This is a genomic window from Micromonospora sp. B006 (assembly GCF_003408515.1).
Classification (GTDB): domain Bacteria; phylum Actinomycetota; class Actinomycetes; order Mycobacteriales; family Micromonosporaceae; genus Micromonospora; species Micromonospora echinospora_A.
In genome coordinates this window covers 6,737,877-6,760,348 of the sequence record NZ_CP030865.1, presented here as the reverse complement: position 1 = coordinate 6,760,348, position 22,472 = coordinate 6,737,877, and the positions used below count along the sequence as shown (strand labels likewise).

The 22,472-nt window shown below is 71.4% G+C and carries 25 protein-coding genes and 1 pseudogene; 18 read left to right on the top strand and 8 right to left on the bottom strand.

Annotation, left to right across the window (positions count from 1 at the left end; all coding sequences use genetic code 11):
• Nucleotides 1–111 precede the first annotated feature (111 nt).
• From MicB006_RS30320 to MicB006_RS30300, 4 genes are all read left to right on the top strand, one after another.
• A complete protein-coding gene (locus MicB006_RS30320) occupies nt 112–1,029 on the top strand; it encodes a PD-(D/E)XK nuclease family protein (protein WP_116510717.1) in 918 nt (305 codons plus the stop codon).
• A gap of 1,369 nt (nt 1,030–2,398) precedes the next feature.
• Nucleotides 2,399–3,082: a response regulator transcription factor gene (locus MicB006_RS30310; RefSeq protein WP_073829675.1), complete on the top strand. Its 684-nt coding sequence runs from the start codon at nt 2,399–2,401 to the stop codon at nt 3,080–3,082.
• Nucleotides 3,083–3,342: 260 nt separating this feature from the next.
• Nucleotides 3,343–4,107: an ABC transporter ATP-binding protein gene (locus MicB006_RS30305; RefSeq protein WP_073829676.1), complete on the top strand. Its 765-nt coding sequence runs from the start codon at nt 3,343–3,345 to the stop codon at nt 4,105–4,107.
• A complete protein-coding gene (locus MicB006_RS30300) occupies nt 4,107–6,656 on the top strand; it encodes an ABC transporter permease (RefSeq protein ID WP_116510715.1) in 2,550 nt (849 codons plus the stop codon). The genes MicB006_RS30305 and MicB006_RS30300 overlap by 1 nt, the downstream gene beginning before the upstream one ends.
• Before the next feature lie 52 nt (nt 6,657–6,708).
• Here MicB006_RS30300 and MicB006_RS30295 read toward each other — a convergent pair whose 3' ends face one another.
• Together MicB006_RS30295 and MicB006_RS30290 are read right to left on the bottom strand one after the other, a co-directional pair.
• The gene (locus MicB006_RS30295) at nt 6,709–7,347 is read right to left on the bottom strand and encodes an HAD family phosphatase (protein ID WP_073829678.1); all 639 of its coding nucleotides are present in this window, start codon (nt 7,345–7,347) and stop codon (nt 6,709–6,711) included.
• A gap of 115 nt (nt 7,348–7,462) precedes the next feature.
• Nucleotides 7,463–8,203, bottom strand: coding sequence for a neutral zinc metallopeptidase (locus MicB006_RS30290; protein ID WP_116511989.1), 741 nt, complete (start codon nt 8,201–8,203; stop codon nt 7,463–7,465).
• 172 nt (nt 8,204–8,375) lie between these two features.
• Between MicB006_RS30290 and MicB006_RS30285 the strand changes: the two genes are divergently transcribed.
• On the top strand, nt 8,376–8,741 hold the full coding sequence (locus MicB006_RS30285; RefSeq protein WP_116510713.1) for a hypothetical protein: 366 nt from the start codon (nt 8,376–8,378) through the stop codon (nt 8,739–8,741).
• A 10-nt stretch (nt 8,742–8,751) separates the two neighbouring features.
• On the opposite strand, the gene MicB006_RS30280 is transcribed toward MicB006_RS30285, so the two are convergent.
• A complete protein-coding gene (locus MicB006_RS30280; RefSeq protein ID WP_043324402.1) occupies nt 8,752–8,931 on the bottom strand; it encodes a hypothetical protein in 180 nt (59 codons plus the stop codon).
• On the opposite strand from MicB006_RS30280, the gene MicB006_RS31750 reads away from it, so the two are divergent.
• Entirely contained in the window at nt 8,930–9,109 is a 180-nt protein-coding gene (locus tag MicB006_RS31750; protein WP_152037918.1) for a hypothetical protein, read from the top strand. The two genes, MicB006_RS30280 and MicB006_RS31750, sit on opposite strands and share 2 nt — an antisense overlap.
• 30 nt (nt 9,110–9,139) lie before the next feature.
• Here MicB006_RS31750 and MicB006_RS30275 read toward each other — a convergent pair.
• A pseudogene (locus MicB006_RS30275) lies at nt 9,140–9,289 on the bottom strand (cobalt transporter); the annotation flags it as partial.
• A gap of 48 nt (nt 9,290–9,337) precedes the next feature.
• On the opposite strand from MicB006_RS30275, the gene MicB006_RS30270 reads away from it, so the two are divergent.
• From MicB006_RS30270 to MicB006_RS30260, 3 genes are read left to right on the top strand one after another with little or no spacing between them, the layout of a single operon-like run.
• The gene (locus MicB006_RS30270) at nt 9,338–9,667 is read left to right on the top strand and encodes a hypothetical protein (protein WP_116510711.1); all 330 of its coding nucleotides are present in this window, start codon (nt 9,338–9,340) and stop codon (nt 9,665–9,667) included.
• Nucleotides 9,667–10,083 (top strand): MerR family transcriptional regulator, encoded by a 417-nt coding sequence (locus MicB006_RS30265; protein WP_116510709.1) that lies wholly within the window; start codon nt 9,667–9,669, stop codon nt 10,081–10,083. The genes MicB006_RS30270 and MicB006_RS30265 overlap by 1 nt, the downstream gene beginning before the upstream one ends.
• 3 nt (nt 10,084–10,086) lie before the next feature.
• Nucleotides 10,087–10,422, top strand: coding sequence for a YnfA family protein (locus MicB006_RS30260; protein WP_116510707.1), 336 nt, complete (start codon nt 10,087–10,089; stop codon nt 10,420–10,422).
• A gap of 10 nt (nt 10,423–10,432) precedes the next feature.
• Here the strand turns inward: MicB006_RS30260 and MicB006_RS30255 are convergent, their stop codons facing one another.
• Nucleotides 10,433–10,852 carry a hypothetical protein gene (locus tag MicB006_RS30255; RefSeq protein ID WP_116510706.1) on the bottom strand — a complete coding sequence of 140 codons (420 nt, stop codon included), beginning with the start codon at nt 10,850–10,852 and terminating at the stop codon, nt 10,433–10,435.
• Between the two features lie 113 nt (nt 10,853–10,965).
• Between MicB006_RS30255 and MicB006_RS30250 the strand changes: the two genes are divergently transcribed.
• Together MicB006_RS30250 and MicB006_RS30245 are read left to right on the top strand one after the other, a co-directional pair.
• Nucleotides 10,966–11,964 carry an RNA polymerase subunit sigma-70 gene (locus tag MicB006_RS30250; RefSeq protein WP_116510703.1) on the top strand — a complete coding sequence of 333 codons (999 nt, stop codon included), beginning with the start codon at nt 10,966–10,968 and terminating at the stop codon, nt 11,962–11,964.
• A complete protein-coding gene (locus MicB006_RS30245) occupies nt 11,964–12,665 on the top strand; it encodes a DUF6069 family protein (protein ID WP_116510702.1) in 702 nt (233 codons plus the stop codon). The genes MicB006_RS30250 and MicB006_RS30245 overlap by 1 nt, the downstream gene beginning before the upstream one ends.
• Before the next feature lie 3 nt (nt 12,666–12,668).
• On the opposite strand, the gene MicB006_RS30240 is transcribed toward MicB006_RS30245, so the two are convergent.
• A complete protein-coding gene (locus MicB006_RS30240; RefSeq protein ID WP_116510700.1) occupies nt 12,669–13,073 on the bottom strand; it encodes a hypothetical protein in 405 nt (134 codons plus the stop codon).
• Nucleotides 13,074–13,289: 216 nt separating this feature from the next.
• On the opposite strand from MicB006_RS30240, the gene MicB006_RS30235 reads away from it, so the two are divergent.
• Together MicB006_RS30235 and MicB006_RS30230 are read left to right on the top strand one after the other, a co-directional pair.
• Nucleotides 13,290–13,691, top strand: coding sequence for a hypothetical protein (locus tag MicB006_RS30235; RefSeq protein WP_116510698.1), 402 nt, complete (start codon nt 13,290–13,292; stop codon nt 13,689–13,691).
• Nucleotides 13,692–13,762: 71 nt separating this feature from the next.
• On the top strand, nt 13,763–14,164 hold the full coding sequence (locus MicB006_RS30230; protein WP_116510696.1) for a hypothetical protein: 402 nt from the start codon (nt 13,763–13,765) through the stop codon (nt 14,162–14,164).
• Between the two features lie 203 nt (nt 14,165–14,367).
• On the opposite strand, the gene MicB006_RS30225 is transcribed toward MicB006_RS30230, so the two are convergent.
• Nucleotides 14,368–15,108, bottom strand: a complete 741-nt coding sequence (locus MicB006_RS30225; RefSeq protein WP_116510694.1) for a hypothetical protein — start codon at nt 15,106–15,108, stop codon at nt 14,368–14,370.
• A 154-nt stretch (nt 15,109–15,262) separates the two neighbouring features.
• Between MicB006_RS30225 and MicB006_RS30220 the strand changes: the two genes are divergently transcribed.
• From MicB006_RS30220 to MicB006_RS30205, 4 genes are all read left to right on the top strand, one after another.
• Complete coding sequence (locus tag MicB006_RS30220) at nt 15,263–15,442, top strand: hypothetical protein (RefSeq protein ID WP_116510692.1); 180 nt, start codon at nt 15,263–15,265, stop codon at nt 15,440–15,442.
• Between the two features lie 471 nt (nt 15,443–15,913).
• Nucleotides 15,914–16,351 (top strand): hypothetical protein, encoded by a 438-nt coding sequence (locus tag MicB006_RS30215; RefSeq protein ID WP_152037917.1) that lies wholly within the window; start codon nt 15,914–15,916, stop codon nt 16,349–16,351.
• Nucleotides 16,352–16,987: 636 nt separating this feature from the next.
• Entirely contained in the window at nt 16,988–17,170 is a 183-nt protein-coding gene (locus MicB006_RS30210) for a hypothetical protein (protein ID WP_116510688.1), read from the top strand.
• A gap of 244 nt (nt 17,171–17,414) precedes the next feature.
• Nucleotides 17,415–17,786 carry a tyrosine-type recombinase/integrase gene (locus tag MicB006_RS30205; protein WP_225980575.1) on the top strand — a complete coding sequence of 124 codons (372 nt, stop codon included), beginning with the start codon at nt 17,415–17,417 and terminating at the stop codon, nt 17,784–17,786.
• Between the two features lie 46 nt (nt 17,787–17,832).
• On the opposite strand, the gene metH is transcribed toward MicB006_RS30205, so the two are convergent.
• A complete protein-coding gene (metH, locus tag MicB006_RS30200) occupies nt 17,833–21,348 on the bottom strand; it encodes a methionine synthase (RefSeq protein ID WP_192900163.1) in 3,516 nt (1,171 codons plus the stop codon).
• 240 nt (nt 21,349–21,588) lie between these two features.
• On the opposite strand from metH, the gene MicB006_RS30195 reads away from it, so the two are divergent.
• Nucleotides 21,589–22,458: a PAC2 family protein gene (locus tag MicB006_RS30195; RefSeq protein ID WP_030504102.1), complete on the top strand. Its 870-nt coding sequence runs from the start codon at nt 21,589–21,591 to the stop codon at nt 22,456–22,458.
• The last annotated feature ends 14 nt before the right edge of the window (nt 22,459–22,472 follow it).

Sequence of the window (22,472 nt, the reverse complement as noted above, 5' to 3'; positions counted from 1 at the left end):
ATGCTACGTGAGCGCGCGCGGTGGGCCGCCGGGGTCGCTGAGAGGGGGTTCCGATCATGCTCCGGTGCGGCGACGGTGGGGTTGTCACAGGCGTGGCCTAACCTTCCGGGCATGACGGCGGAACCGATGATCGACAGCCACGGCGACCAGACGGCGGCACCGGCGCCGGTCACGGTGCGGGCGTCGCTGTCGCCGTCCCGGGCGGCCGACTTCAAGACCTGCCCGCTGCTCTACCGGTTCCGCAGCATCGACCGGCTGCCCGAGCGCCCGACGGTCGAGCAGGCCCGGGGCACGCTGGTGCACGCCGTGCTGGAGCGGCTGTTCGACCTGCCGGCGTCGGCGCGCACCCCGGAGTCGGCCGGTGATCTGGTCGCGCCGCAGTGGGACCGCCTGGTCACCGAGGAGCCGGAGCTGGCCTCGCTGTTCGCCGACGGTGACACCGCCGGTCCGCAGGAGTTCCTCCGGTCGGCGACGGCGCTGCTCGACGGCTACTTCGCGGTGGAGGACCCGCGCCGGCTGGAGCCGGCCGAGCGCGAGGCGCTGATCTCCGCGGTGGTCGACGACGAGCTGCTCATCCGGGGCTACCTCGACCGGCTCGACGTCGCGCCCGACGGCGCGCTGCGGGTGGTCGACTACAAGACCGGCGGCGCGCCGCGCGAGGCGTTCGAGGCGCGGGCGCTGTTCCAGCTCAAGTTCTACGCCCTGGTGCTGTGGCGCACCCGGGGCGTGGTGCCGCGGGTGCTGCGCCTGCTCTACCTCAAGGACGCCGAGGTCTGCGACTACGCGCCCGACGCCGACGAGCTGGTGCGCTTCGAGCGCACGGTGGTGGCGCTGTGGCGGGCGATCGAGCAGGCCACCGCCCGGCAGGACTTCCGTCCCCGGCCCAGCCGCCTGTGCGACTGGTGCAGCCACCAGGCGCTCTGCCCGAGCTACGGCGGCACGCCGCCACCGTTCCCGGTGGCCGCCGCCGCGCCCGACCCGCTGGTGGACGCCCGCTCCCGCCCGGTGGCGCCCGGCGCCGACGAGTAGCCTCCGCTCCCGCCGGACGGTGCCCGGCCGACGCCCGACCGGACCGCCCCGGACCGGCGGGAGATACGGCGCAGGGCCGGTGCGCAGAGCGCCCGCGATCCCGCGCGCGGCCCGTGACCGATATCCCGGTCGATCCGCCCTGCGGCGGCCTGCTCGGTCACCCACGGAGCAGGCCATTTCGGTGTCGTCGGTCCACTCCCACGGTGCTCTGCGCGCTGGGTCCGCCCCGGGACCGCGGTTGGCATTGGCGTTCGCCCAGCGCTGCGAGCCGTACCGGGGGTACGGGCCGGGCCCGGTCACGGTCACGGTCCTGAGGCTGATCCACACCGGCACGCCGTGGCCGCCGCCTCCGCGTTCGACCGGCAGAGCTCCTGCGGCTGGCCCTCTGACCGCCCGCTTCCCGCCCTTGGGGGGCACGCCGGCCACTTCGGGGAGGTGGCGGGGTCAAGGGGTGCGTGATGCCGCAACTTCCCCGAACAGGTGTGGATCACGGTCAGTGGCGACCAGGCACGGGGGCCACTTCGGGGAGGTGGCGGGGTCGACGGGGGTGGGATGCCGCAACTTCCCCGAACAGGTGTCGATCACCGTCAGTGGCGACCAGGCGCGCGAGCCACATCGGGGAGGTGACGGGGTCAACGGGTGCACGATGCCGCAACTTCCCCGAACAGGTGTCGACCACCGTCAGTGGCGACCAGGCACGCGAGCCACATCGGGGAGGTGACGGGGTCAACGGGTGCACGATGCCGCAACTTTCCCCAACAAATGTCGATCACACCGTCAGTGGCGACCAGGCACGCGAGCCACATCGGGGAGGTGGCGGGGTGGATGGAGGTGGGATGTAGCCACCTCGGCGAGGTGGAGTCGATCATGCGTGCGGGCGTGCACCACCAGCTGGAACGGGCTCGCCGAGCGGGCGCGTAGCGCTCCCCGAGCCGGGCGAGTCCGGCGCCAGGTCGCCGCGCGGCAAATCGGGTTCCGGGTCACCCTCGGACGCCTGCGGCGCCGGCCCACCGTGGGCGCCCGCGCTCCAGCGCAGGCCCGGCACACAGACCGCCCACGTCCCACGCGGGCCCGGCACACAGAGCCCACGCGGACCCGGCACACAGACCGTCCGCGACCCCGCGCGGACCCGGCACGCAGACCGCCCGCGACCCCGCGCGGACCCGGCACACAGATCGCCCACGATCCCGCCGGCCAGGCGCGCGGAGCCCGGCCAACCTGCGGGATCGGGGCGGCCTGACCGACGACCGGGCGGTCGGCGCCCTCTACGGTGGTTGACGCGGCCCGGTTGCACGCCGGGCGGATCGCGGGCGCGTGCCGGCGCCGACCGGTCCCGGCCGGACCGCCGCCCGGACGAGGAGGGGGACGCATGACCGACGGCGCCGTGTCCCGGCCGGTGCGGGTCCTGCTCGCCGACGACCAGCCGCTGCTGCGTACCGGATTCCGGATGGTCCTGGGCGCGGAGGACGACCTGGACGTGGTGGGTGAGGCCGGCGACGGCGCGGAGGCGGTGGAGCTGGCCCGGCGGCTGCTGCCCGACGTGGTGCTGATGGACATCCGGATGCCGCGGATGGACGGGGTGGCCGCTACGCGCGCGATCGTGTCCGCCCGGCTGCCGGTGCGGGTGCTCGTGCTCACCACGTTCGAGCATGACGAACACGTCGTCGGATCGCTGCGGGCCGGGGCCAGCGGGTTTCTGACCAAGGACGTGCCGGCCGAGGACCTGGTCGCCGCGATCCGTACGGTCGCAGCCGGGGACGCGGTGATGTCGCCGCGCATCCTGCGCCGGCTGCTGGACCGCTTCGCCGAGCTGCTGCCCGACCCGGCGGCCGCGCCGGCGCGGGCGCTGGACCCGCTGACCGACCGGGAGCGTGAGGTGCTCGTCCACATGGCGCGCGGTCTGTCCAACGCGGAGATCGCCCGGGTGCTGTCGGTCAGCGAGACCACTGTGAAAACCCATGTCGGGCATGTGCTGACGAAGCTACGGTTGCGCGATCGGGTGCAGGCGGTCGTGCTCGCGTACGAGACGGGTCTGGTCCGTCCGGGCCGGTGAGGTGGCGCGTGTCACCTACCGTGACCAGCGGCGGGGCTGATGTGTTGACCATCACGCCAGGTAAGGCCCTAACGTCGGCGCCGCCGGCCGGTCAGGGGTCACCCTGAGCCCGGATAGGGGGCGACCCTCACCAGAAGATCGGCGCGGATTCCACCCCAGGTCGGAGGGTTTTCGACCTCGCGGCCCCGAGGATGGATCACGCCGCACCGGCCAGCGGGGGCGGTGCGGCATGAGAACGACATACGGAAGAGGTAGATGACGTGACCGCGACGGTAGGCCGAGAGCAGGCCGCGGCCCGGGCGAACGATGTGTGGAAGGTGTACGGCAGCGGCGAGGCACAGGTCGCCGCGCTGCGAGGGGTGAGCGCCGAGTTCGAACGCGGCCGGTTCACGGCGATCATGGGGCCGTCCGGCTCCGGGAAGTCCACGCTGATGCACTGCCTCGCGGGTCTGGACACGGTGACCAAGGGCACCGTGATGATCGGCGACACCACTGTGACCGGTCTCAACGACGCGGGTCTGACGAAGCTGCGCCGCGACAAGGTGGGCTTCATCTTCCAGCAGTTCAACCTCTTGCCGACGCTCACCGCGCAGGAGAACATCCTGCTGCCGCTGTCGATCGCCGGGCGCAAGCCAGACCAGGCCTGGTACGACACGGTGATCGACACCGTCGGTCTGCGGGATCGGCTCGGGCACCGCCCGGCGCAGCTCTCCGGCGGCCAGCAGCAGCGCGTGGCGTGCGCCCGGGCGCTCGTGGCGCGCCCCGAGGTGATCTTCGCGGACGAGCCGACCGGCAACCTGGACTCCCGCTCCGGCGCCGAGGTGCTCAAGTTCCTGCGCAACTCGGTACGCGAACACGGCCAGACCATCGTCATGGTCACGCACGACCCGACCGCCGCCGCGTACGCCGACCGGGTGGTCTTCCTCGCCGACGGGCAGATCGTCTCGGAGCTGATCGAGCCGACCGCCGAGACGGTGCTGGACACGATGAAGAAGCTGGACGCCCCGGTCGAGGTGGGCAACTGATGCTGCGGGCAACGCTCAAGAGCCTGCTGGCGCGCAAGCTGCGCCTGCTGCTGTCCGGCCTGGCGGTGGTGCTCGGCGTCATGTTCGTCTCCGGCGCGTTCGTGCTCACCGACACGCTCGGGCGATCCTTCGACGCGGTCTTCGCCGACGCGTACGCCGAGGTCGACGTGAGCGTCGAGGCGAAGCCGAAGATCGACGTGTCGACGGCCGAGGGGATGCCGCTGAGCACCCCGATGCCGGCGTCGGTGCTCGACCGGGTCAAGGCGGTGCCGGGCGTCGCCGACGTCGAGGGCGTGGTGGCCGCCGAGGGCGCCCGCATGATCGGCAGCAACGGCAAGGTGGTCACCTCGTTCGGCCCGCCGCAGCTGGGCCAGAACTGGCTCGGTGAGAGCGACCTGGTGGAGCTGCGCGAGGGCCGCGCGCCGCAGGCCGACGACGAGATCGTGATCAACACCGCGCTGGCCGAGGCGGGCAAGGTCAAGGTCGGCGACCGGGTCGGCGTGCTGACGCTGGCGCCGAAGAAGGAGTTCACGCTCGTCGGCGTGTTCGGCTACAGCGGCGGCCGGGACTCGATCGGTGGCGCCAACGAGGTCTACTTCACCACCCCGGTGGCGCAGCAGCTGATGCTGGGCAAGCCGGACGTGTTCAGCAGCCTCAGCGTCCAGGCCGCCGACGGCACCACGCCGGCCGCGCTGCGCGACGAGCTGGCCCGCACACTGGGCGCCGACTACCAGGTCAAGACCGGCGAGCAGCTCGCCGCCGACGCCTCGGCCGGCCTCAAGGAAGGACTGTCGTTCTTCAACAAGATCCTCCTCGGGTTCGCCGCGGTGGCGCTGCTGGTCGGCACGTTCCTGATCCTCAACACGTTCTCGATCATCGTGGCGCAGCGCACCCGTGAGCTGGCCCTGATGCGCGCGATCGGGGCCAGCGGCAAGCAGGTCATCGGCTCGGTGGTGCTGGAAGCGCTCGCGGTCGGCCTGATCGCCTCGGTGCTGGGGCTCGCCGCCGGCATCGGCGTGGGCGCGCTGCTGGCGTACCTGTTCGGTCAGCTCGCCGGGGGTCTGACCCTGGCCGGGCTGGGCGTGCCGGCCTCGGCGGTGATCGGCGCGTTCGCGGTCGGCATGCTCATCACTGTGATCGCCGCGCTGCTGCCGGCGCTGCGCGCCTCGCGCATCCCGCCGATCGCCGCGATGCAGGACGTCGCCACGCCGGACCGTCCGCTGACCAAGGTCACCATCGGCGGCGCCGTGGTCACCGGCATCGGCGCGGTGCTGCTGTTCCTCGGCCTCGGCGGGCACGCCGGCGGCAGCACCCTGGCGACCATCCTCGGCGGCGTGCTGTTCGCGTTCATCGGGGTGGCCCTGCTGACGCCGGTGATCAGCCGGCCGGTGGTCTCGCTGCTGGGCGCGATGTTCTCCTGGTCGGTGCCGGGCAAGCTGGGCCGGCTCAACTCGGGCCGCAACCCGCGCCGCACCGCGATCACCGCGGCCGCGCTGATGGTGGGCATCGCCCTGGTCACCGGCGTGACGGTGATCCTGGACTCGGCCAAGGGCAGCATCGGCAAGCTGGCCGAGGACACCATCAAGGCGGAACTGGTGATCTCCGGGTCCACGACCGGGCCGCGTCCGGCGAGCTTCGACCCGGCAGTGCTGGAGAAGGCCGCCGCGATCCCGGGCGTGCGGATGGTCTCCGGCGAGTACGGCGACATGGCGGTGGTCGGCGGCGAGCGGACCTGGGTGGCCGCGACGAGCAACGTGGCCGCGCTCCAGCAGATCTTCGGGGCGAAGGCCGCCGCCGGTGACATCAGCAAACTGGCGGCGGACCAGATGCTGGTCAGCTCGGACACCGCGAAGGCACGCAACCTCACCGTCGGCTCGACGGTGCCGGTGCAGCTGTCCCGCGGGGAGGCCCGCACCTACACGGTCAGCGGCATCTACGAGAGCTCGCAGCTGACCAACCCGGTGACGCTGCCGCCGCAGGCAACAGCGGACTTCGCCATCCCGCAGCCCATCCAGGGCTTCCTCCAGCTCGCCCCCGGCACGTCGGTGGGCGCGGTGCAGCCGCAGGTCGAGCGGCTGCTGGCGGACAGCCCGGAGGTGTCGGTGGCCGACCGGGCCGCGTTCATCAAGCAGCAGACCGGCCAGCTGGACTCCCTGCTCCAGATGATCCAGATCCTGCTGGCGCTGGCCATCGTCATCGCGGTGCTGGGCATCATCAACACGCTCGCGCTGTCGGTGCTGGAACGGACCCGGGAGCTGGGTCTGCTGCGGGCGATCGGCCTGCGCCGCGCCCAGACCATGCGCATGATCACGGTCGAGGCGGTGGTGATCTCCATCTTCGGCGCGCTGCTGGGCGTGGTGGTCGGCACCGGTCTCGGCGCGGCGGTGGTCGAGGCGCTCAAGGACGAGGGCATCACCGACCTGGTCCTGCCGTGGGGTCAGATGGTGACGTTCCTGATCCTCGCCGCGATCATCGGCGTGGTCGCGGCGGTGCTGCCGGCGATCCGCGCCGCGCGGATCAACGTCCTGGGCGCCATCGCCCACGACTGAGGTGAAAGGAAGGGCCCCTTCTTAACGCCTCGTGCATAAGAAGGGGCCCTTCCTAACGGTTGAGCAGCGCCGCGAGCAGCTCCAGGTCCGCCCCGAGCAGGCTCTCCACCTGATGTACGCCGTCGGCGGGCGCGAGCGGCACCTCGGCCGGTACGGCCAGCACCGCCGCGCCGGCTGCGAGGGCGCTCGCCACTCCGGTCGGTGAGTCCTCGATCGCCACGCACCGCTCGACCGGCACGCCCAGCAGGCGCGCGGCGGTCAGGTACGGCTCGGGGTGCGGCTTGGCCGCGTCCACCTCGTCGCCGCAGACCACCGCGTCGAAGCTGTCCCGGCCCAGCGTGTCCAGGGCCACCTCGACCAGGGACCGGCCGCTGGAGGTGACCAGCGCGGTGGGGATGCCGGCGTCGCGTACCGCCCGCAGCAGCGCCAGCGCGCCCGGACGCCACCGCAGCCCGGTGCGGAACAGGTCCAGGATCCGGGCGCTGATCCAGTCGGCGCTCTCCTGTACGTCCCGTTGCGGCTGGCCCAGGTCGTCGTGCACGATCCGCATCGCGTCGGCCATCCCGGTGCCGACGATCGCGCGGCGGGCGTCGTCGGACAGGACACCGCCGTACACGGCGGCCAGCTCCTGCAACGCGACGTCCCACAGTTTCTCGCTGTCGACCAGGGTGCCGTCCATGTCGAAGAGCACGGCGGCGGGGTGCTTGCTGATCAGCGGGGGCCTCCTTCGGTACGCGTACCCCGCCGATCCTGCCAGCCGCGCCGGGCCCGCCCACCACCGTCCCCGACCGGGGTGACGCGCGGCATCACCCGAGGCCGCACGCGCCCAGCGGCTTCTCGTACCCCCGGAAGAACGAGTCGCTGCGCTGCTCGGCGGTGCCGTGCGAGCCCTCGGCGAACCACGGCTGGTCGGGGTCGTCACCAACCGCCAGCAGCCCTTCCCGGAACTCCTCCAGGTCACCGTCCTCCAGCTCCAGCGCCCCGGAACGCACGCTGTCACCGAGGTACGCCCCGGCCATGCAGTCCGCCTGCAACTCCTGCTGGATGGTGAAGTTGTAGCGGATGCCCAGCCGCACCTGCATGCCGTGGGCGTACTCGTGGCCGAGCAGATAGAACAGGAACGCGTCGCCGATCTGCCGGAACGCCGCCACCGACCAGTTCACGTCGTAGGCGATGAAGTCGCCGGCCGAGCAGTACACCGCGTTGTTGCGCGGCAGCGCCTGCCCGGCGCAGGCCACCTCGCCCTCGCGGCTGTAGGGCACCACCCGCCGGATCGGGGTGAAACGCTGACCGGAGGCGCGGAACTGCTGCGCCCAGTAGCGTTCGGCCAGCCGGACCGCGTCCTCGATGTCCTGCTTGAACTCGGCGACGCTCGTGGTGCCGTCCGCCCGGGTGGTCTGCGACTCGGGCTGCCCGCTGCTGCGGGGTGCGGGCTGCTGCGGCTCGCCCTGGTCGACGCCGCCGGCCATGCAGCCGGCTGCCACCAGCGCGGCCACCACCAGTCCGGCGATCGGCCCGCGCCCCTGACGTACCGCCCTGTCCCCCACCATGACCTCCCGGCTGTCGTGCCCGTGTCCCGCAGCAGTACCCCCGGCGGACGCCGGTGATGCTCACCGGCTCACACGCACCGCCGCCGGGAAACGTTCACCGGGTGCCGAGCGACGGCGTCCCGGGCGTCCGCGCCGGTCACCCTGGATCGGCCCGGGTACCGTCGCCGGGGTGGAGCCGCGCCCGTCGTACGCCGGAATTGTCTACTGGCGACGCAGCCTCTGGAACGGCCGGCGGTGCGTGCCGGTGCTGATGACGCTCGACGAGGGCTGGCTGCGGGCCGGCGACCGGCGCGGCGCGGAGGTGTTCGCCGCGCCCGCCGGGCAGGTCGAGGCCCGGGGAACGATCTTCGGCACGATGCTGCTCACCGTCGGCGGCCGCCGGTACGCCCTGGTCGGCGTGGGCGCCACCGTCTCACCGGCCCCGAGCAGGGAACAACTGCGGCGGCTGGACGAACTCACCGCCCACGCCGAGCCGGTTCCCGATCTCGCGTCCTGGTGGGAGACGCTGGCGCGGGCCGGCGTGACGGTGCGCTGAGCTGCGGCGGTCAGTCCAGGCCGCGCATGATGTGCGGCTCGCCGTCGTCGTCGCCGAAGCAGCGGTGCAGCACCTGGGCCCGCGCCCACAGGTCCAGGCTGCTCGGCGGTCCGACCGGCCCGGTACCGGCGGGCGCGCTGAGCACGGGAGCCGGGTCCGGCGGGACCTGCGACGTCACCTCGTCGGTCATGTCCGCCCCTTTCGTCGTACCCATGCTCGCCCTCGGGCGTTTCCGCCACGTCAACGCCGACGGCGGGGGCGTGGACGCGGCGCCTGATCCGGCGTCGGCCCGTACTCCGGTGACGGTAGCCCGCCGGGCCGTCGAGCACAGCCGTATTCCCGACGTCGCCGCAGGTAGCGGCCGGTGATCACGCCTGCGGGCCCGGCGGGCCGCAGGCGGCGCAGCAGGTCTCGCCGGTCCAACTGAACAGGCCGTTGAGGGCCAGGCCGACGAGCAGGACCACCGAGAGGTACGTGCACAGCAACGTCTGCTTCGAGTCGGCCACCGCCGACCGGGAGCCCGGTTCACGGGCGGCGCGCCGCTGCGCGGCGCCGGGCTTGCATCCGGTACCCCGGTACGGGCTTACCGTCGAGAGGTGACCGACGATTCCTGGGTGCCCGACGCCTGCACGCTGCCCACCGCCGAACGGCCGCTGCGGCTGGCCGAGTTCGACGGGCTGTTCCACGACGCGCTGCGCGGCGCCGACCGGCTGACCGCCCGGCACCTGCGGCTGCGCCTCGACTGCCGCGCCGAACCGCTGGCCCGAGACCTGATCGACCGCGAGTCGGCCTGCTGTTCCTTCTTCACGTTCGACCTCGCCCGCCCGGACGGCGACACGTTGACGCTCGACATCCGGGTCCCGGACGCCCGTGTCGGCGTACTCGACGCCCTGGCCCTGCGGGTCACGGCCGCGCGGGGCCGGTGATGGGCGAGGCGGAGCTGCGCAGCGGCCGGCTCGCCGACGCGGCCGGGGTCACCGTGCAGACGCTGCGCTACTACGAGCGACGCGGACTGCTCCCCGCGCCCCGGCGGTCGCCGGGCGGACACCGCCTCTACCCGGCCGAGGCGGTCACCCTGCTGCGGGTGGTGAAGGCCGCGCAACGTCTCGGCTTCACGCTCGCCGAGGTCGCCGACCTGCTCGCGGCCGGACGGCAGGACATCGGCATGCGGACCCGGGCCCGCGACAAGCTCGCCGAGGTGGAGCGGCGGCTGGCGGACCTCACCGTCGTCCGCGACACGCTCCGGGCCGCGATCTCGGCCGGCTGCGACGACCTGATCACCTGCGCCGACAGCCCTCGCTGTCCCCTGCCCTTCGCCGACCACGACCCGGCTACGGTCTGACGCATGACGGTCGTACGGTCGATCCTGCTGTTCCTGCTCGCCGCGCTCGCCGAGATCGGCGGCGCCTGGCTGGTGTGGCAGGGCTGGCGGGAGAACCGCGGGCTGCTCTGGATCGCCGCCGGGGTGATCGCGCTCGGCGCCTACGGGTTCGTCGCCACGTTCCAGCCGGACGCGAACTTCGGCCGCATCCTCGCCGCCTACGGCGGCGTGTTCGTCGCCGGGTCGCTCGCCTGGGGCATGGTGGTCGACAAGTTCCGGCCCGACCGCTACGACCTCGTCGGCGCGGCCATCTGCCTGGTCGGCGTCGCCGTCATCATGTACGCCCCGCGGACGGGCTGACCGTTCGCCATCACTTGAACCGGGCGATGAAGTCCTCCGGACGCCAGCGGGCCCCCTCGCTGAGGTAGTGGAAGTTGAGGGTCACCTCGGCCCCGCCGGCCCGCTCCGCCATCTGACGCAACGGCATGCCGAGGAAGTAGTTGCTCAACGGGATGATCGTCGACTCGCCCTCCGGATACGGCACGTGCAGCAGCGCGAGCGCGTGACTCATCGGCGGGTGCACGAGGCCGCGCTCGTCGCGCCGGTAGCCGCCGTAGGTGACCTCGGCGATCCAGGAGATCTCGCCGCCGACGGCGGCCAGGCGGTACTCGCGCAGGGCCTGCGCCAGAAGCGAGCCGAGGGTCCGACTCGGGCGCACGTCGAGAGTCACGCGATGCGCATCGATGTCGTCGCCCATGCACACGGAATCCCGGTCGATCGAGAACTGCATGGCGCGAACGGTAGTACCGCCCGTCACCCCCGGGAGCGGGCGGCGGTGATGAGTTTTCCCGCCCGTACCCGTCACACCTGGGACAGGCCACGACGAGGCGGAAGGATGACGTGATGGGTGCGGAGACACGGCAGGCGGAGCTGGACGTACGCGACCTGGGTGAGGTCGACGAGCCGGCGTTCGCCGGGCTGGCGCAGCGGCACCGGCGGGAGCTGCACGTGCACTGCTACCGGATGCTCGGGTCGTTCGAGGACGCCGAGGACACCGTCCAGGAGACGTTCCTGCGGGCCTGGCGGCGGCGCGAGACGTTCGCCGGCCGTTCGACGTTCCGGGCCTGGCTGTACCGGATCGCCACGAACGCCTGCCTGGACCTGCTGGCCAAGTGCCGTCCCGAGCCGGCGAGCGGCGGCGAGGTGCGGTGGCTGCAGCCCTACCCCGACCGGCTGCTCGACGAGCTGCCCGCGGCCGGCGCGGACGAGCCGGAGACCGTCGCGGTGGCGCGGGAGACGATCGAGCTGGCGTACCTGGTCGCGGTGCAGCACCTCGCGCCACGCCCGCGTGCCGTGCTGATCCTGCGCGACGTGCTCGGCTGGCCGGCGAAGGACGTCGCGGAACTGCTCGGCGACTCGGTCAACTCGGTGAACAGCGCGTTGCAGCGCGCCCGCGCCGGCATGCGGGAACACCTGCCCGCGCAGCGGCAGGACTGGACCGGCGACGAGACGGACACCCGGACCCGCGAGCTGGTACGCCGCTTCACCGACGCCGCCGTCGCCAAGGACGTCGGCGCGCTCGCCGCCATGCTGCGCGACGACGTGCGCTGCTCGATGCCCCCCACCCCGGGGCTGCAGATCGGCCGGGACGCGGTGGTCGCCGACTGGGTCGCGGACGGCTTCGAGAGCCTGGGCAGCATGCGGGCCCTGCCCACCGCCGTGAACCGGCAGCCCGCCGTCGCGTTCTACCTGTGGCAGGAGAGCGACGCCGCGTACCTGCCGCTCACCGTCGACGCCCTGCGCGTCACCGGCGGGGCGATCACCGAGATCGTCACGTTCCACGCCGACCAGTTCCCGCGCCTCGGGCTGCCCGAGCGCCTGCCGGCCCACCGTACGCCGTAGTGCCGGTGCGGACGCTCGCGCTGCCCGGCGGCGCGCGCGTCGCGGTGGTCGCGGCCCAGTGGCAGCACGCGTACGGCGTGGTCACACGCGGACGGGTGCAGCTGGAGCTGCGCGACGGCGCGCCCGGGCCGGTCCTCGGCCGCGACGCCGGTTTCTGGGTGCGCGGCACCGGCGTACGCGCGCTGCGCAACCCCGGCCGTCGTACCGCGACGGTGCGGATCCTCACGCCTCACCACAGCCCCTGGAGGAACGACATGAGCAGCAGCACCGACACCGCCGTCACGGTGAGTCGCCCGCACGGCTTCCGGCGGCTCGCCGTCACCGGCGTCGTCGCCACACTCGCCGCGATGACGGCCACCACGCTCGGCGCGGCGCTCGCGCGGGCCGCCGGCGTGGACTTCGCCGTCCCGGACGGCGGTGACGAGGCGATCCCGCTGGGCGGATTCACAGTGGTCACCGGCTTCTTCTCGCTGGTCGGGGTCGTCATCGCCGCCGTGCTGCTGCGGTTCAGCGCGCGTCCCGCGTCGCGGTTCGTGTGGACGGCGGTGGCGCTGACCGCGCTGTCGCTGGCGCCGCCGTTCCTCGTCGGGGCCGCCGCCACGACGAGCGTCACGCTGGTCGGGCTGCACCTGGTCGCGGCGGCGGTGATGATCCCCGCCCTGGCCCGGAGCCTGCGGCCAAGCCCTCCGCGAGAAGCCTGACTGCTACTCGGCCGTGACTCCGCGAGGGCGGATGGCCAGCTTGGTGCCGCCGAACGCGACCAGCCAGGGCAGCACCAGGAAGCCGCCGCAACCGATCACGATCAGCCACAGGGTCTCACTCGGCTTTCCCTGGTGCTCCAGTTCGGGCCACGTGAAGGCACTGCCGAGCAGCGACAACGCATAGAACAGGACGACCACGATCGCAGCAGCCGTACCGATCCGGCGGCTGAGCCCGATGCCCGCGGCGCAGAGGAACCCAAGCCCGGACATGACAATGGGGGCGAACAACAGCCCGGACAGGACGACAAAGGTGTAGTACGTCGCGCCGGGGCCGAGACCCGAGTCCGCCAACGGTGTCGGGTCGGCTCCGACCGTGTGGACGACAGCGGAAAGGGCGGAGTTCACCACTTCGGACTCCTCGCGCCGGGACGCTCGCACGCCAGCGGGTTCGATCCCTCAGTCTGGCACCGGTCAAGCCGCCGGACCGACCGGCAGTCGTGGGCACGCCACAAAATGATGCGATCTACAGGGTTCGATCAGAAAGGTTCGGGCACTTCGATACGGACCGAACGCCGGGCGCCGCCAGTCGGCGCCCGGCGCCACGTACGACCGAGAGGTGACACCATGACCTTCCGCGCCAGGCTCGTCGGAGCCGCACTCGTCGGGACGCTCGCCGCCGGTGCATCAGCACTGGCTGGGGCCTCCGCGGCCAGCGCGCAGGCCGAACCCTGCGTTCAGCGCATCGCCGTGGTGAACAACGCCGCCTTCGTGATGTCCTTCAGTGTTCAGGCGAGCAACGGTCTGGAGACGGCGAACACCGACACCTACCCGATCAACCAGTCGCGGACGATCGATCTCACCACCACCGCGCTGCCGGTCGGCGCCGATGTCCGGCCGGTGGTGGACGCGGTGGCCGGCGCGCAGCGCACGCCGAGCAGCTTCGTGTCGTACTGCGAGAACGGGCAGACCGCGACGTACTCGGTGACCGGGACGACGTACGACTACTCGGTCACGCTGATCGGCTGACCGGCACGTCGACGCTTCGGGGCGTCCGCCGTCACGGCGGGCGCCCCGCGCTCGTACGCTACGTTGATCGAGTGCCCGTACCCCGGCTGATTCCCATCGCGCACGAGCCCGGCCACCGGACGGACACGATCGGCCGCTACGACGAAGGGCTGTTCCTCGCCTCGGCGTGGGACCACCACGCGTACGTGCACCTCTTCGACCACGACGGGGCCTACCGGAGCTCGATCATCGCGCGGGTTCCGGATCGAGGCGCGCTGAGCGAGGCGCTCGACGGGCTGCTCGCGAGCCTGCCCGGCAAGTCGTACGGCGACATCGCCGTACGACTGTTCCAGACCCGTCAGGACGGCGTCGTGTTCGGTCTGATCGACGAGTCCGGCGACCGGGCGGGCGACGGCAGCCACGTCGACTGGGTCGAGCTGTATCCGGATCGCCTCGGATTCCACGAGCCGTGGGACGGGCTCTACGACACGTGACGGCCGGCGGGCCGCGCCCACGGCCGAGGGCACCCGTAGCCGGACTGCCTCGGTACGGCTCGGCGCACGAGCTCGACCGACCCGGCGGCCCGGTGGCGGGCCAGCAGGGTGCCGCGAACGTGGCCGCTCGACGCGTGCGGCCCGTTCAGAGCCACTCCAGCGCCGGACGACGCGCGGTCTCCGGCGAATGAGGGACGCCGCCGTTACCCGGTTCGGTCCAGGTGGGCGAGGTAGCGCAGGCCGCGCTTGAGGAAGCTGCGGGGATTGGTGTCGACGTACCTCGCCCATCCCGGGTCCGCCTCGCCGCGCAGCCACCCGTACCGGGCCAACGCGTAGCCGTACATGGGCTCGGTCAGATAGCCGAGCTGGTCGGTGCGGGCGTAGACATACTCACCCCGGGCTTCTCGGGAGTGCTCGAACGCGGCGTTGGCACTGAAGATGCCAAGGCCGAAGAACACGGTCAACAGGTCCGTGAGTGCTTCCTGATCCCGCTGCTGCGCCGAGATCCGGCCGTCGCCCAACAGCAAGACATGGCCCAACTCGTGAGCGATGGTCGCCACCAGCGCCATCGGACGAGCCGCCTGATCGTCGCGGATCCCGATGACGGAACGGCCATCGCGGATGCGGTGATGCCCGGCCGCGCCCTTCGACTGCGCGTGGATCGGGACGTGCGCGGACAACTCCGGGTTGTCGTCGGCCGCGTCGTGCTCGAGTTCCACTCGGGCGGGGTCGATGCCCATCTGAGCGCAGAGCCGATTGAGCACTGATCGGATGTCGTCGCGGGTGCCCCGGTAGACGCCGGGGAAATAGTCGTCGGTCGGCAGCATCACCTCGCCGTGCAGCCGGTCGGTGCCGAACTGCGCCACGAACCAGTCCATCGACCGATCGATCCATTCCTGTTCGATCGGCCGTACCGGGCACTCCACCCGCCGCCACCACGCCATCGCCCGGATTGTGGGGCATCATCACAAGCCGCGGAGCACGTAGCCGCCTTCACATCGGCGGGCTCGGGCGCCGGAACGCTGCGGCTGTCTGTTGCCGGTCACCGGGACGGCACCACGTCCCCGCGCGACCCCGCAGCAAAACTCAATCGCCGGCTTGGCAGCATTCGCTCAGATGGCCCAGGCGCACGCCGCGATCGCCGTGGCCAAAGAGCTCGCCGCGCTGCGGGAGGCAGTCGGCAAGCTCCGCAGGTCGGCCTTGGACCAAGGCGGGTACAGCTCGCCCGACCACCTGCGAGCCATCAGCGAGTGGGCCGAGCGCATCGCCAAGAAGTGACCGTCGCCACCATGCTCGGCCAGTCCTCGCGGACACCCTGCCCAGTCCACGGGTAAACACCGCCACTCTGGCGGTGCGAGGATCGTTCGATGAACCACAGCCGCTACAGCAACCCCAAGAACTGGGGACCGCGCAAGCCTCAGCGCCCCGTCGGACGCATCCTGTTCTTCATGCTCCTGGCCTGCCTGCTCGGGTCATGGCTCGGACGCCGGTAACCAGCACCACAGCGCTGACAGAGGGCGTGACCGTCGTGGTCGCGCCCTCTGCGTGTTGGGTCCCGTGGGCCGTCCACCACGGCGGCGCGTGCCTAGAGCAATCCGTCGACGAGCTGGCCGCACGCGATCAGCGGAAGCGGTGGGGGAGCTGCCAGAACAGTCCACCGGCGTCCATGGAAGTCGGACCACGGACGCCCCGGTCGTCACCCACTTAATCACCCATCTCTGGTGGTGGCTGTCCTCTAGCATGCCACGCATGACGGCGACAACCGTGGCGGCGTGGCTGGGACTTGCGGTCAGCATCCTCAGCCTCTGGCTTGGCGTGGTTCGTACCTGGTTGAAGGATCAAGCGGCCACTCCCCGGGTACAGCTCGATCTGATTCTCGCTCAGCTGAAGTCAGGTCCGACCAACGAAGTTCGACTCCTGGTCACGAACCAAGGACCGGCCACTATGAAGCAGGTCGACGTTCAGGTGTTCGACGAAGACGGAAACTCTCTGGAGCTGGCCGAGCCCGATATCTCCGCGTTATGGCCCAAGATGCCGGTAGGGGAGCTACAGCCAAACCAGCCGCTGTATCTGACGTTCAATCGGTCGCTCTCGACCAGGGACGCCCGACAGGCCCTCGTGCGATGGCACGATCGCCGCCGCAGCCAGCAGTTATTCATGATCCCGCTCTCTTACAACCGGATCTAACGCTGGGTCGGACACTGTCAGCTTGGGAATCGGATTGATTTGCACGATGGGTAGTGATGCCTCCGTGCATGCTAGACGGAGAGTGTCTGTTCGGCCCGTCGAGTGCGCCGAACCCTACCGGTGCTGACCGCTACATCGGGCACGCTACGGGCACGGCTGGCTGAGCGCCTACGCTGATGCCCGTGGAAGGCATCGGGGCTCTGGTCATGTTGCTGTGTGGCGCGCTGAGTTGCCTATTCGTCTGCCTCATGCTCTGCGCCGTCGCTGCGGTATGGGCCACTCGGCCCGAACGTAGGCGCTGACCCTACGGCTTGACCTCTTCGTCCCGAAGGAACCAGCACCGGGCTTTGACCTGGGGCAGAAAGCACCCCCGGCGGCTAGGACCAGCCCTTACCGTCCACACTCGTCCGGCGAGGTCCGTCGCCATCGTCACCCAGATAGTCACTCAGGCGGGCGGCCTCGCATGCCGCGCGCGGTGCGTGTCGGCGTGGCGGCGGGAGCTTTGTCGGCTCGACCGCATACTCTTCTCATTGGTGTGGTTTGACATCGCTCTCCTTCGGCGGCGGCTATGGGCGTCCCGGATGGCGGTGCACCCCCTGCGGGTCCCCGTAGGTGGTCGCCGAGTAAGGGAGAACAATGTCCGAGCCACCCGACGAGGGAGAGCGTGCCCGCGTCTTTGAACGACTGGCTACTGCCTGCGATGTTGTCGCCATCTTGTTGGCGATGACGGGTGACGAGGAGCCGGCCGGACTGGCGCAACTCCTCGCCCTCACCCTGCGGCTTGCTGGTATCTGCTGCCAGGCTGATAGCAAGCTGTAGGACCCGTGGGAGGTGGAAGGGCGTCGCAACCAGCGGCGTCCTTCTTGCCAACCTCACTCATGTTGACATCTACCAAGTTACTCGTAGCACCATACTTTTCCGGCGTGACACGCGCTACTAGGACCGCCGGAATGAGGCAACGCAGGCCGGAGCGGTTCTAGTGATCCTTCGGCTGGTCATGGACCCCTGTACCCACCTCGTCAATCATGCCTTGATAGTCCTGTCCGGCGCTGGGGTGGTTGTGGTGACCCTGCCGTGGGGCACCCCCGACGGCGAACCTCGAACCGTCACGGTCTACCTGAGCACCGCCAACGGCAGCCCGATCAGCCGGCCGTCCTTCAACGCCAACGTGTGGAAGCCAGCTATCCGGGCAGCCGGCATCGAGGACACCCGGCAGAACGGGATGCACGTCCTGCGCCACACGTACGCCTCGGTCCTGCTCGACGCGGGCGAGAACATCAAGGCGCTGTCCCTGTACCTCGGCCACGCCGACCCGGGCTTCACGCTGCGCGTCTACACCCACCTCCTGCCGACCAGCGAGGACCGCACCCGCCGGGCGATCGACACTGCGTTCGGGCACGGCCCAACTGACCCTGACGGCCTGGCGACGGCCTAGCCGGGTACCGGAAGAGTGTTTGCCCAGCTCAGGAAGGGTGACGGCGTCACTTGGCGTTGAAGTAGTTCGCCTCCGGGTGGTGCACCACGATCGCGTCGGTGGCCTGCTCCGGCACCAACTGGAACTCCTCCGACAACTGCACCCCGATGCGCTCCGCGCCCAGCAGCTCCACGATCTTCGCCCGGTCCTCCAGGTCCGGACAGGCCGGGTAGCCGAACGCGTACCGGCAGCCCCGGTAGTCGGTGCGCAGCAGACCGGCCAGGTCCGCCGGGTCGTCGTCGGCGACGGTGCCGCCGCCGGGCAGCACCAGCTCGGCCCGGATCCGCCGGTGCCAGTACTCCGCCAGCGCCTCGGTGAGCTGCACCGACAGGCCGTGCACCTCCAGGTAGTCGCGGTACTCGTTGCCGGCGAACATCTTCGCCGTGTACTCGCTGATCGGCTGCCCGACGGTGACCAGTTGCAGCGCCACCACGTCGAGCTGGTCGCCCTTGGGCCGGAAGAAGTCGGCCAGGCACAGCCGCCGCTCCTGCCGCTGCCGGGGGAAGGAGAACCGGGCCCGCTCGCTGTGCCCGTTCTCGTCCAGCACCACCAGGTCGTTGCCCTCGGAGTACGCCGGGAAGTAGCCGTACACCACGGCCGCCTCCAGCACCTGGTCGGAGATCAGGCGGTCCAGCCAGTACCGCAGCCGGGGCCGGCCCTCGGTCTCGACCAGTTCCTCGTACGACGGGCCCTTGCCGTCGCGGGCGCCGCGCAGCCCCCACTGGCCCAGGAACGTAGCCCGCTCGTCGAGCAGCGCCGCGTAGTCGGCCAGCGGCACGCCCTTGACGACGCGGGTGCCGAAGAACGGCGGCTTCGGCACCGCCACGTCCGCCGCCACGTCGGAGCGGACCGACGCGTCGTCCAGTTCGGGCAACGCCTCGCGGACCTGCGCCCGCTGCCGCTCGCGGCGCTCCCGGCGGGCCGCCAGTGCCGCCTCGCGCTCCGGGTCGATCACCGGCGCGCCGCCGCGCTTGGCTGCCATCACCCGGTCCATCAGGGACAGCCCTTCGAACGCGTCGCGGGCGTAGTGCACCTGACCCGGGTAGATCGACCGCAGGTCGTCTTCCACGTACGCGCGGGTCAGCGCCGCGCCGCCGAGCAGCACCGGCCAGCGCTTGGCCACGCCCCGGGAGGCCATCTCGGCCAGGTTCTCCTTCATGATCACGGTGCTCTTGACCAGCAGGCCGGACATGCCGATCGCGTCGGCCCGGTGCTCCTCGGCGGCGTCGAGGATCGCGTTGATCGGCTGCTTGATGCCGATGTTGACCACGTCGTAGCCGTTGTTGGACAGGATGATGTCGACCAGGTTCTTGCCGATGTCGTGCACGTCGCCCTTGACGGTGGCGAGCACGATGCGGCCCTTGCCGTCGTCGTCGGTCTTCTCCATGTGCGGCTCCAGGTAGGCCACCGCGGTCTTCATCACCTCGGCGGACTGGAGCACGAACGGCAACTGCATCTGGCCGGAGCCGAACAGCTCGCCGACCACCTTCATGCCGTCCAGCAGCAGGTCGTTGATGATGGACAGCGGCGTACGCCCCTGCGCCATCGCGGTGTCCAGGTCGGCCTCCAGGCCGTTGCGCTCGCCGTCGATGATCCGCCGCTTGAGCCGCTCGTCCAGCGGCAGCGCGGCCAGTTCCTCGGCCCGGGTGGCGCGCGCCGACGCCGCGTCCACGCCCTCGAACGCCTCGATGAACCGCTGCACCGGGTCGTAGCCCTCGCGGCGGCGGTCGTACACCAGGTCGAGCGCCACCTCGCGCTGCTCGTCCGGGATCCGCGACATGGGCAGGATCTTGCTGGCGTGCACGATCGCCGAGGTCAGCCCGGCCTGGGCGCACTCGTGCAGGAACACCGAGTTGAGCACCTGCCGGGCCGCCGGGTTGAGGCCGAACGACACGTTGGAGATGCCGGCGGTGAAGTTGACGCCCGGGTAGCGCGCCGCGATCTCCCGGATCGCCTCGATCGTCTCGATGCCGTCGCGGCGGGTCTCCTCCTGCCCGGTGGCGATCGGGAACGTCAGCGCGTCGATGAGGATGTCCTCCCGGCGCATCCCCCACCGGCCGGTCAGGTCGTCGATCAGCCGGGAGGCCACCCGTACCTTCCACTCGCGGGTGCGGGCCTGGCCCTCCTCGTCGATGAGCAGCGCCACGACGGCGGCGCCGTGCTCCCGGACCACCGGCATGATCCGCGCGTAGCGGGACTCGGGGCCGTCGCCGTCCTCGAAGTTGACCGAGTTGACCACGCACCGGCCGCCGAGCATCTCCAGCCCGGCCTCGATCACCGCCGGCTCGGTGGAGTCCAGCACGATCGGCAGCGTCGAGGCGGTGGCGAAGCGGCCGGCCAGCTCCCGCATGTCCTGCGTGCCGTCGCGGCCCACGTAGTCGACGCAGAGGTCGAGCAGGTGCGAGCCGTCCCGGGCCTGGCTGCGCGCGACCTCCACGCAGGCCTGCCAGTCCCCGGCGAGCATCGACTCGCGGAACGCCTTCGAGCCGTTGGCGTTGGTCCGCTCCCCCACCATCAGGATGCTGGCGTCCTGGGCGAACGGAACGTGGTGGTAGATCGAGGAGACCCCGGCCTCCGGCTTCGGCTCCCGCGCCACCGGCGCCCGCCCGCCCAGCCGCTCCACCAGCACCCGGATGTGCTCCGGGGTGGTGCCGCAGCAGCCGCCGATTAGCGCCACGCCGTAGTCGGTGACGAACTGCTCCAGCGCGTCGGCCAGCTCGTCCGGGCTCAGCGGGAAGTACGCCCCGTCGGCAGTCAGCACCGGCAGGCCCGCGTTCGGCATCACCGAGATCGGGATACGCGAGTGCTGCGCCAGGTAGCGCAGGTGCTCGCCCATCTCCGCCGGACCGGTCGAGCAGTTCAGCCCGATCAGGTCGACGCCGAGCGGCTCGATCGCGGTCAGCGCGGCGCCGATCTCGCTGCCCAGCAGCATGGTGCCGGTGGTCTCCACGGCCACCTGGCAGATGATCGGCACGTCCCGGCCCGCCTCGGCGCGGGCCCGCTTCGACCCGACCACCGCCGCCTTGACCTGGAGCAGGTCCTGGCAGGTCTCGATGATCAGCCCGTCCGCCCCACCGGCGATCAGGCCGGCGGCGTTCTCCTGGTACGCGTCGCGCAGCGAGGCGTAGCTCGCGTGACCGAGCGTGGGCAGCTTGGTGCCCGGGCCCATCGAGCCGAGCACGAACCGGGGGTGCTCCGGCGTCGCGTACGCGTCGGCGGCCTCCCGCGCGATCCGCGCGCCCGCCTCGGACAGCTCCCGGATGCGGCCGGGGATGCCGTACTCGGCGAGGTTGGGCAGGTTCGCGCCGAACGTGTTGGTCTCCACGCAGTCCGCGCCGGCGGCGAGGTAGGCGTCGTGCACGCCGCGGACCACGTCCGGCCGGGTCACGTTGAGGATCTCGTTGCAGCCTTCGAGGCCGTCGAAGTCGTCAAGGGTGAGGTCGGCCGCCTGGAGCATCGTCCCCATCGCGCCGTCCGCGATCAGGATCCGATCCGCCAGGAGGTCACGCAACGAAATAGGCACATGGCCCAGGTTAGTGCGCCCGAGTACGGCAGACTCACCCGAACCGGGCCTTCCCACATACTGCCCGGCGGACCGCGTACGTCTTTGCGCCGGTTCGCCCGGGTGGTCGGGCTCGGCGACCGGCGCGGCCGACGGGCCCGCTCCGGCGGCGGCACGTAGGCTGGCGGACGTGAAGGACAACAGGGGTGCGACAGTGCGACGGGGCGACGCCGCGCCCGACGAGCAGGGTGAGGTGACGGCGTGACCGAGTTCGACGGGCTGCCGGTACTGCGCTCGCCGGTCGCCATCGCGGCCTTCGAGGGCTGGAACGACGCCGCCGACGCCTCCACCGCCGCCGTGGAACACCTGGAGCAGGTCTGGCAGGCCCGGCAGGTGACCGAGCTGGACCCGGAGGACTTCTACGACTTCCAGGTGAGCCGTCCGACGATCACCATGGCCGACGGCGAGACCCGGCGCGTCGAGTGGCCCACCACGCGGTTCATGGTGGCCAGCCCGGAGGGCACCGAGCGGGACGTGGTGCTGATCCGCGGCATCGAGCCGAGCATGCGCTGGCGTACTTTCTGCGAGCAGGTGCTGGAGATCTGCCACAGCCTGGAGGTCGAGCGGGTGGTGCTGCTCGGCGCGTTGCTCGCCGACGTGCCGTACACCCGGCCGCTGCCGATCAGCGGCAGCGCGTCGGACGCCGACGCGGCCAAGCGCTACCAGCTCACCCCCACCCGGTACGACGGGCCGACCGGCATCGTCGGCGTGCTGCACGACGCCTGCACCCGCGCCGAGGTCGACGCGGTGTCGTTCTGGGTGCACGTGCCGCACTACGCGAACAACCCGCCCTGCCCGAAGGCCACCCTGGCGCTGCTGCACCGCGTCGAGGAGGTGCTCGACCTGCCGGTGCCGATGGCCGACCTGGCCGAGGAGGCCGCCGAGTGGGAGCAGCGGGTGCGCAGCGCCGCCGAGCAGGACGCCGAACTCGGCGAGTACGTGCGTGAGCTGGAGGAACGGGTCGGCGACGCCGGCATCACCCCGTTGACCGGGGACGAGATCGCCCAGGAGTTCGAGAAGTACCTGCGCCGCCGCGGCGGTTCCGCCGGACCGACAGCCGGTTCCTGGTAGCCGTTTTCCGTCGA

Excerpts from the sequence above, each read along its gene's own strand:
- MicB006_RS30320 (WP_116510717.1), top strand. The coding sequence starts at position 112 with ATGACGGCGGAACCGATGATCGACAGCCACGGCGACCAGACGGCGGCA.
- MicB006_RS30310 (WP_073829675.1), top strand. The coding sequence starts at position 2,399 with ATGACCGACGGCGCCGTGTCCCGGCCGGTGCGGGTCCTGCTCGCCGAC.
- MicB006_RS30300 (WP_116510715.1), top strand. The coding sequence starts at position 4,107 with ATGCTGCGGGCAACGCTCAAGAGCCTGCTGGCGCGCAAGCTGCGCCTG.
- MicB006_RS31750 (WP_152037918.1), top strand. The coding sequence starts at position 8,930 with ATGTCCGCCCCTTTCGTCGTACCCATGCTCGCCCTCGGGCGTTTCCGC.
- MicB006_RS30280 (WP_043324402.1), bottom strand. The coding sequence starts at position 8,931 with ATGACCGACGAGGTGACGTCGCAGGTCCCGCCGGACCCGGCTCCCGTG.
- MicB006_RS30265 (WP_116510709.1), top strand. The coding sequence starts at position 9,667 with ATGGGCGAGGCGGAGCTGCGCAGCGGCCGGCTCGCCGACGCGGCCGGG.
- MicB006_RS30260 (WP_116510707.1), top strand. The coding sequence starts at position 10,087 with ATGACGGTCGTACGGTCGATCCTGCTGTTCCTGCTCGCCGCGCTCGCC.
- MicB006_RS30255 (WP_116510706.1), bottom strand. The coding sequence starts at position 10,852 with ATGCAGTTCTCGATCGACCGGGATTCCGTGTGCATGGGCGACGACATC.
- MicB006_RS30250 (WP_116510703.1), top strand. The coding sequence starts at position 10,966 with ATGGGTGCGGAGACACGGCAGGCGGAGCTGGACGTACGCGACCTGGGT.
- MicB006_RS30235 (WP_116510698.1), top strand. The coding sequence starts at position 13,290 with ATGACCTTCCGCGCCAGGCTCGTCGGAGCCGCACTCGTCGGGACGCTC.
- MicB006_RS30225 (WP_116510694.1), bottom strand. The coding sequence starts at position 15,108 with ATGGCGTGGTGGCGGCGGGTGGAGTGCCCGGTACGGCCGATCGAACAG.
- MicB006_RS30215 (WP_152037917.1), top strand. The coding sequence starts at position 15,914 with ATGACGGCGACAACCGTGGCGGCGTGGCTGGGACTTGCGGTCAGCATC.
- MicB006_RS30210 (WP_116510688.1), top strand. The coding sequence starts at position 16,988 with ATGTCCGAGCCACCCGACGAGGGAGAGCGTGCCCGCGTCTTTGAACGA.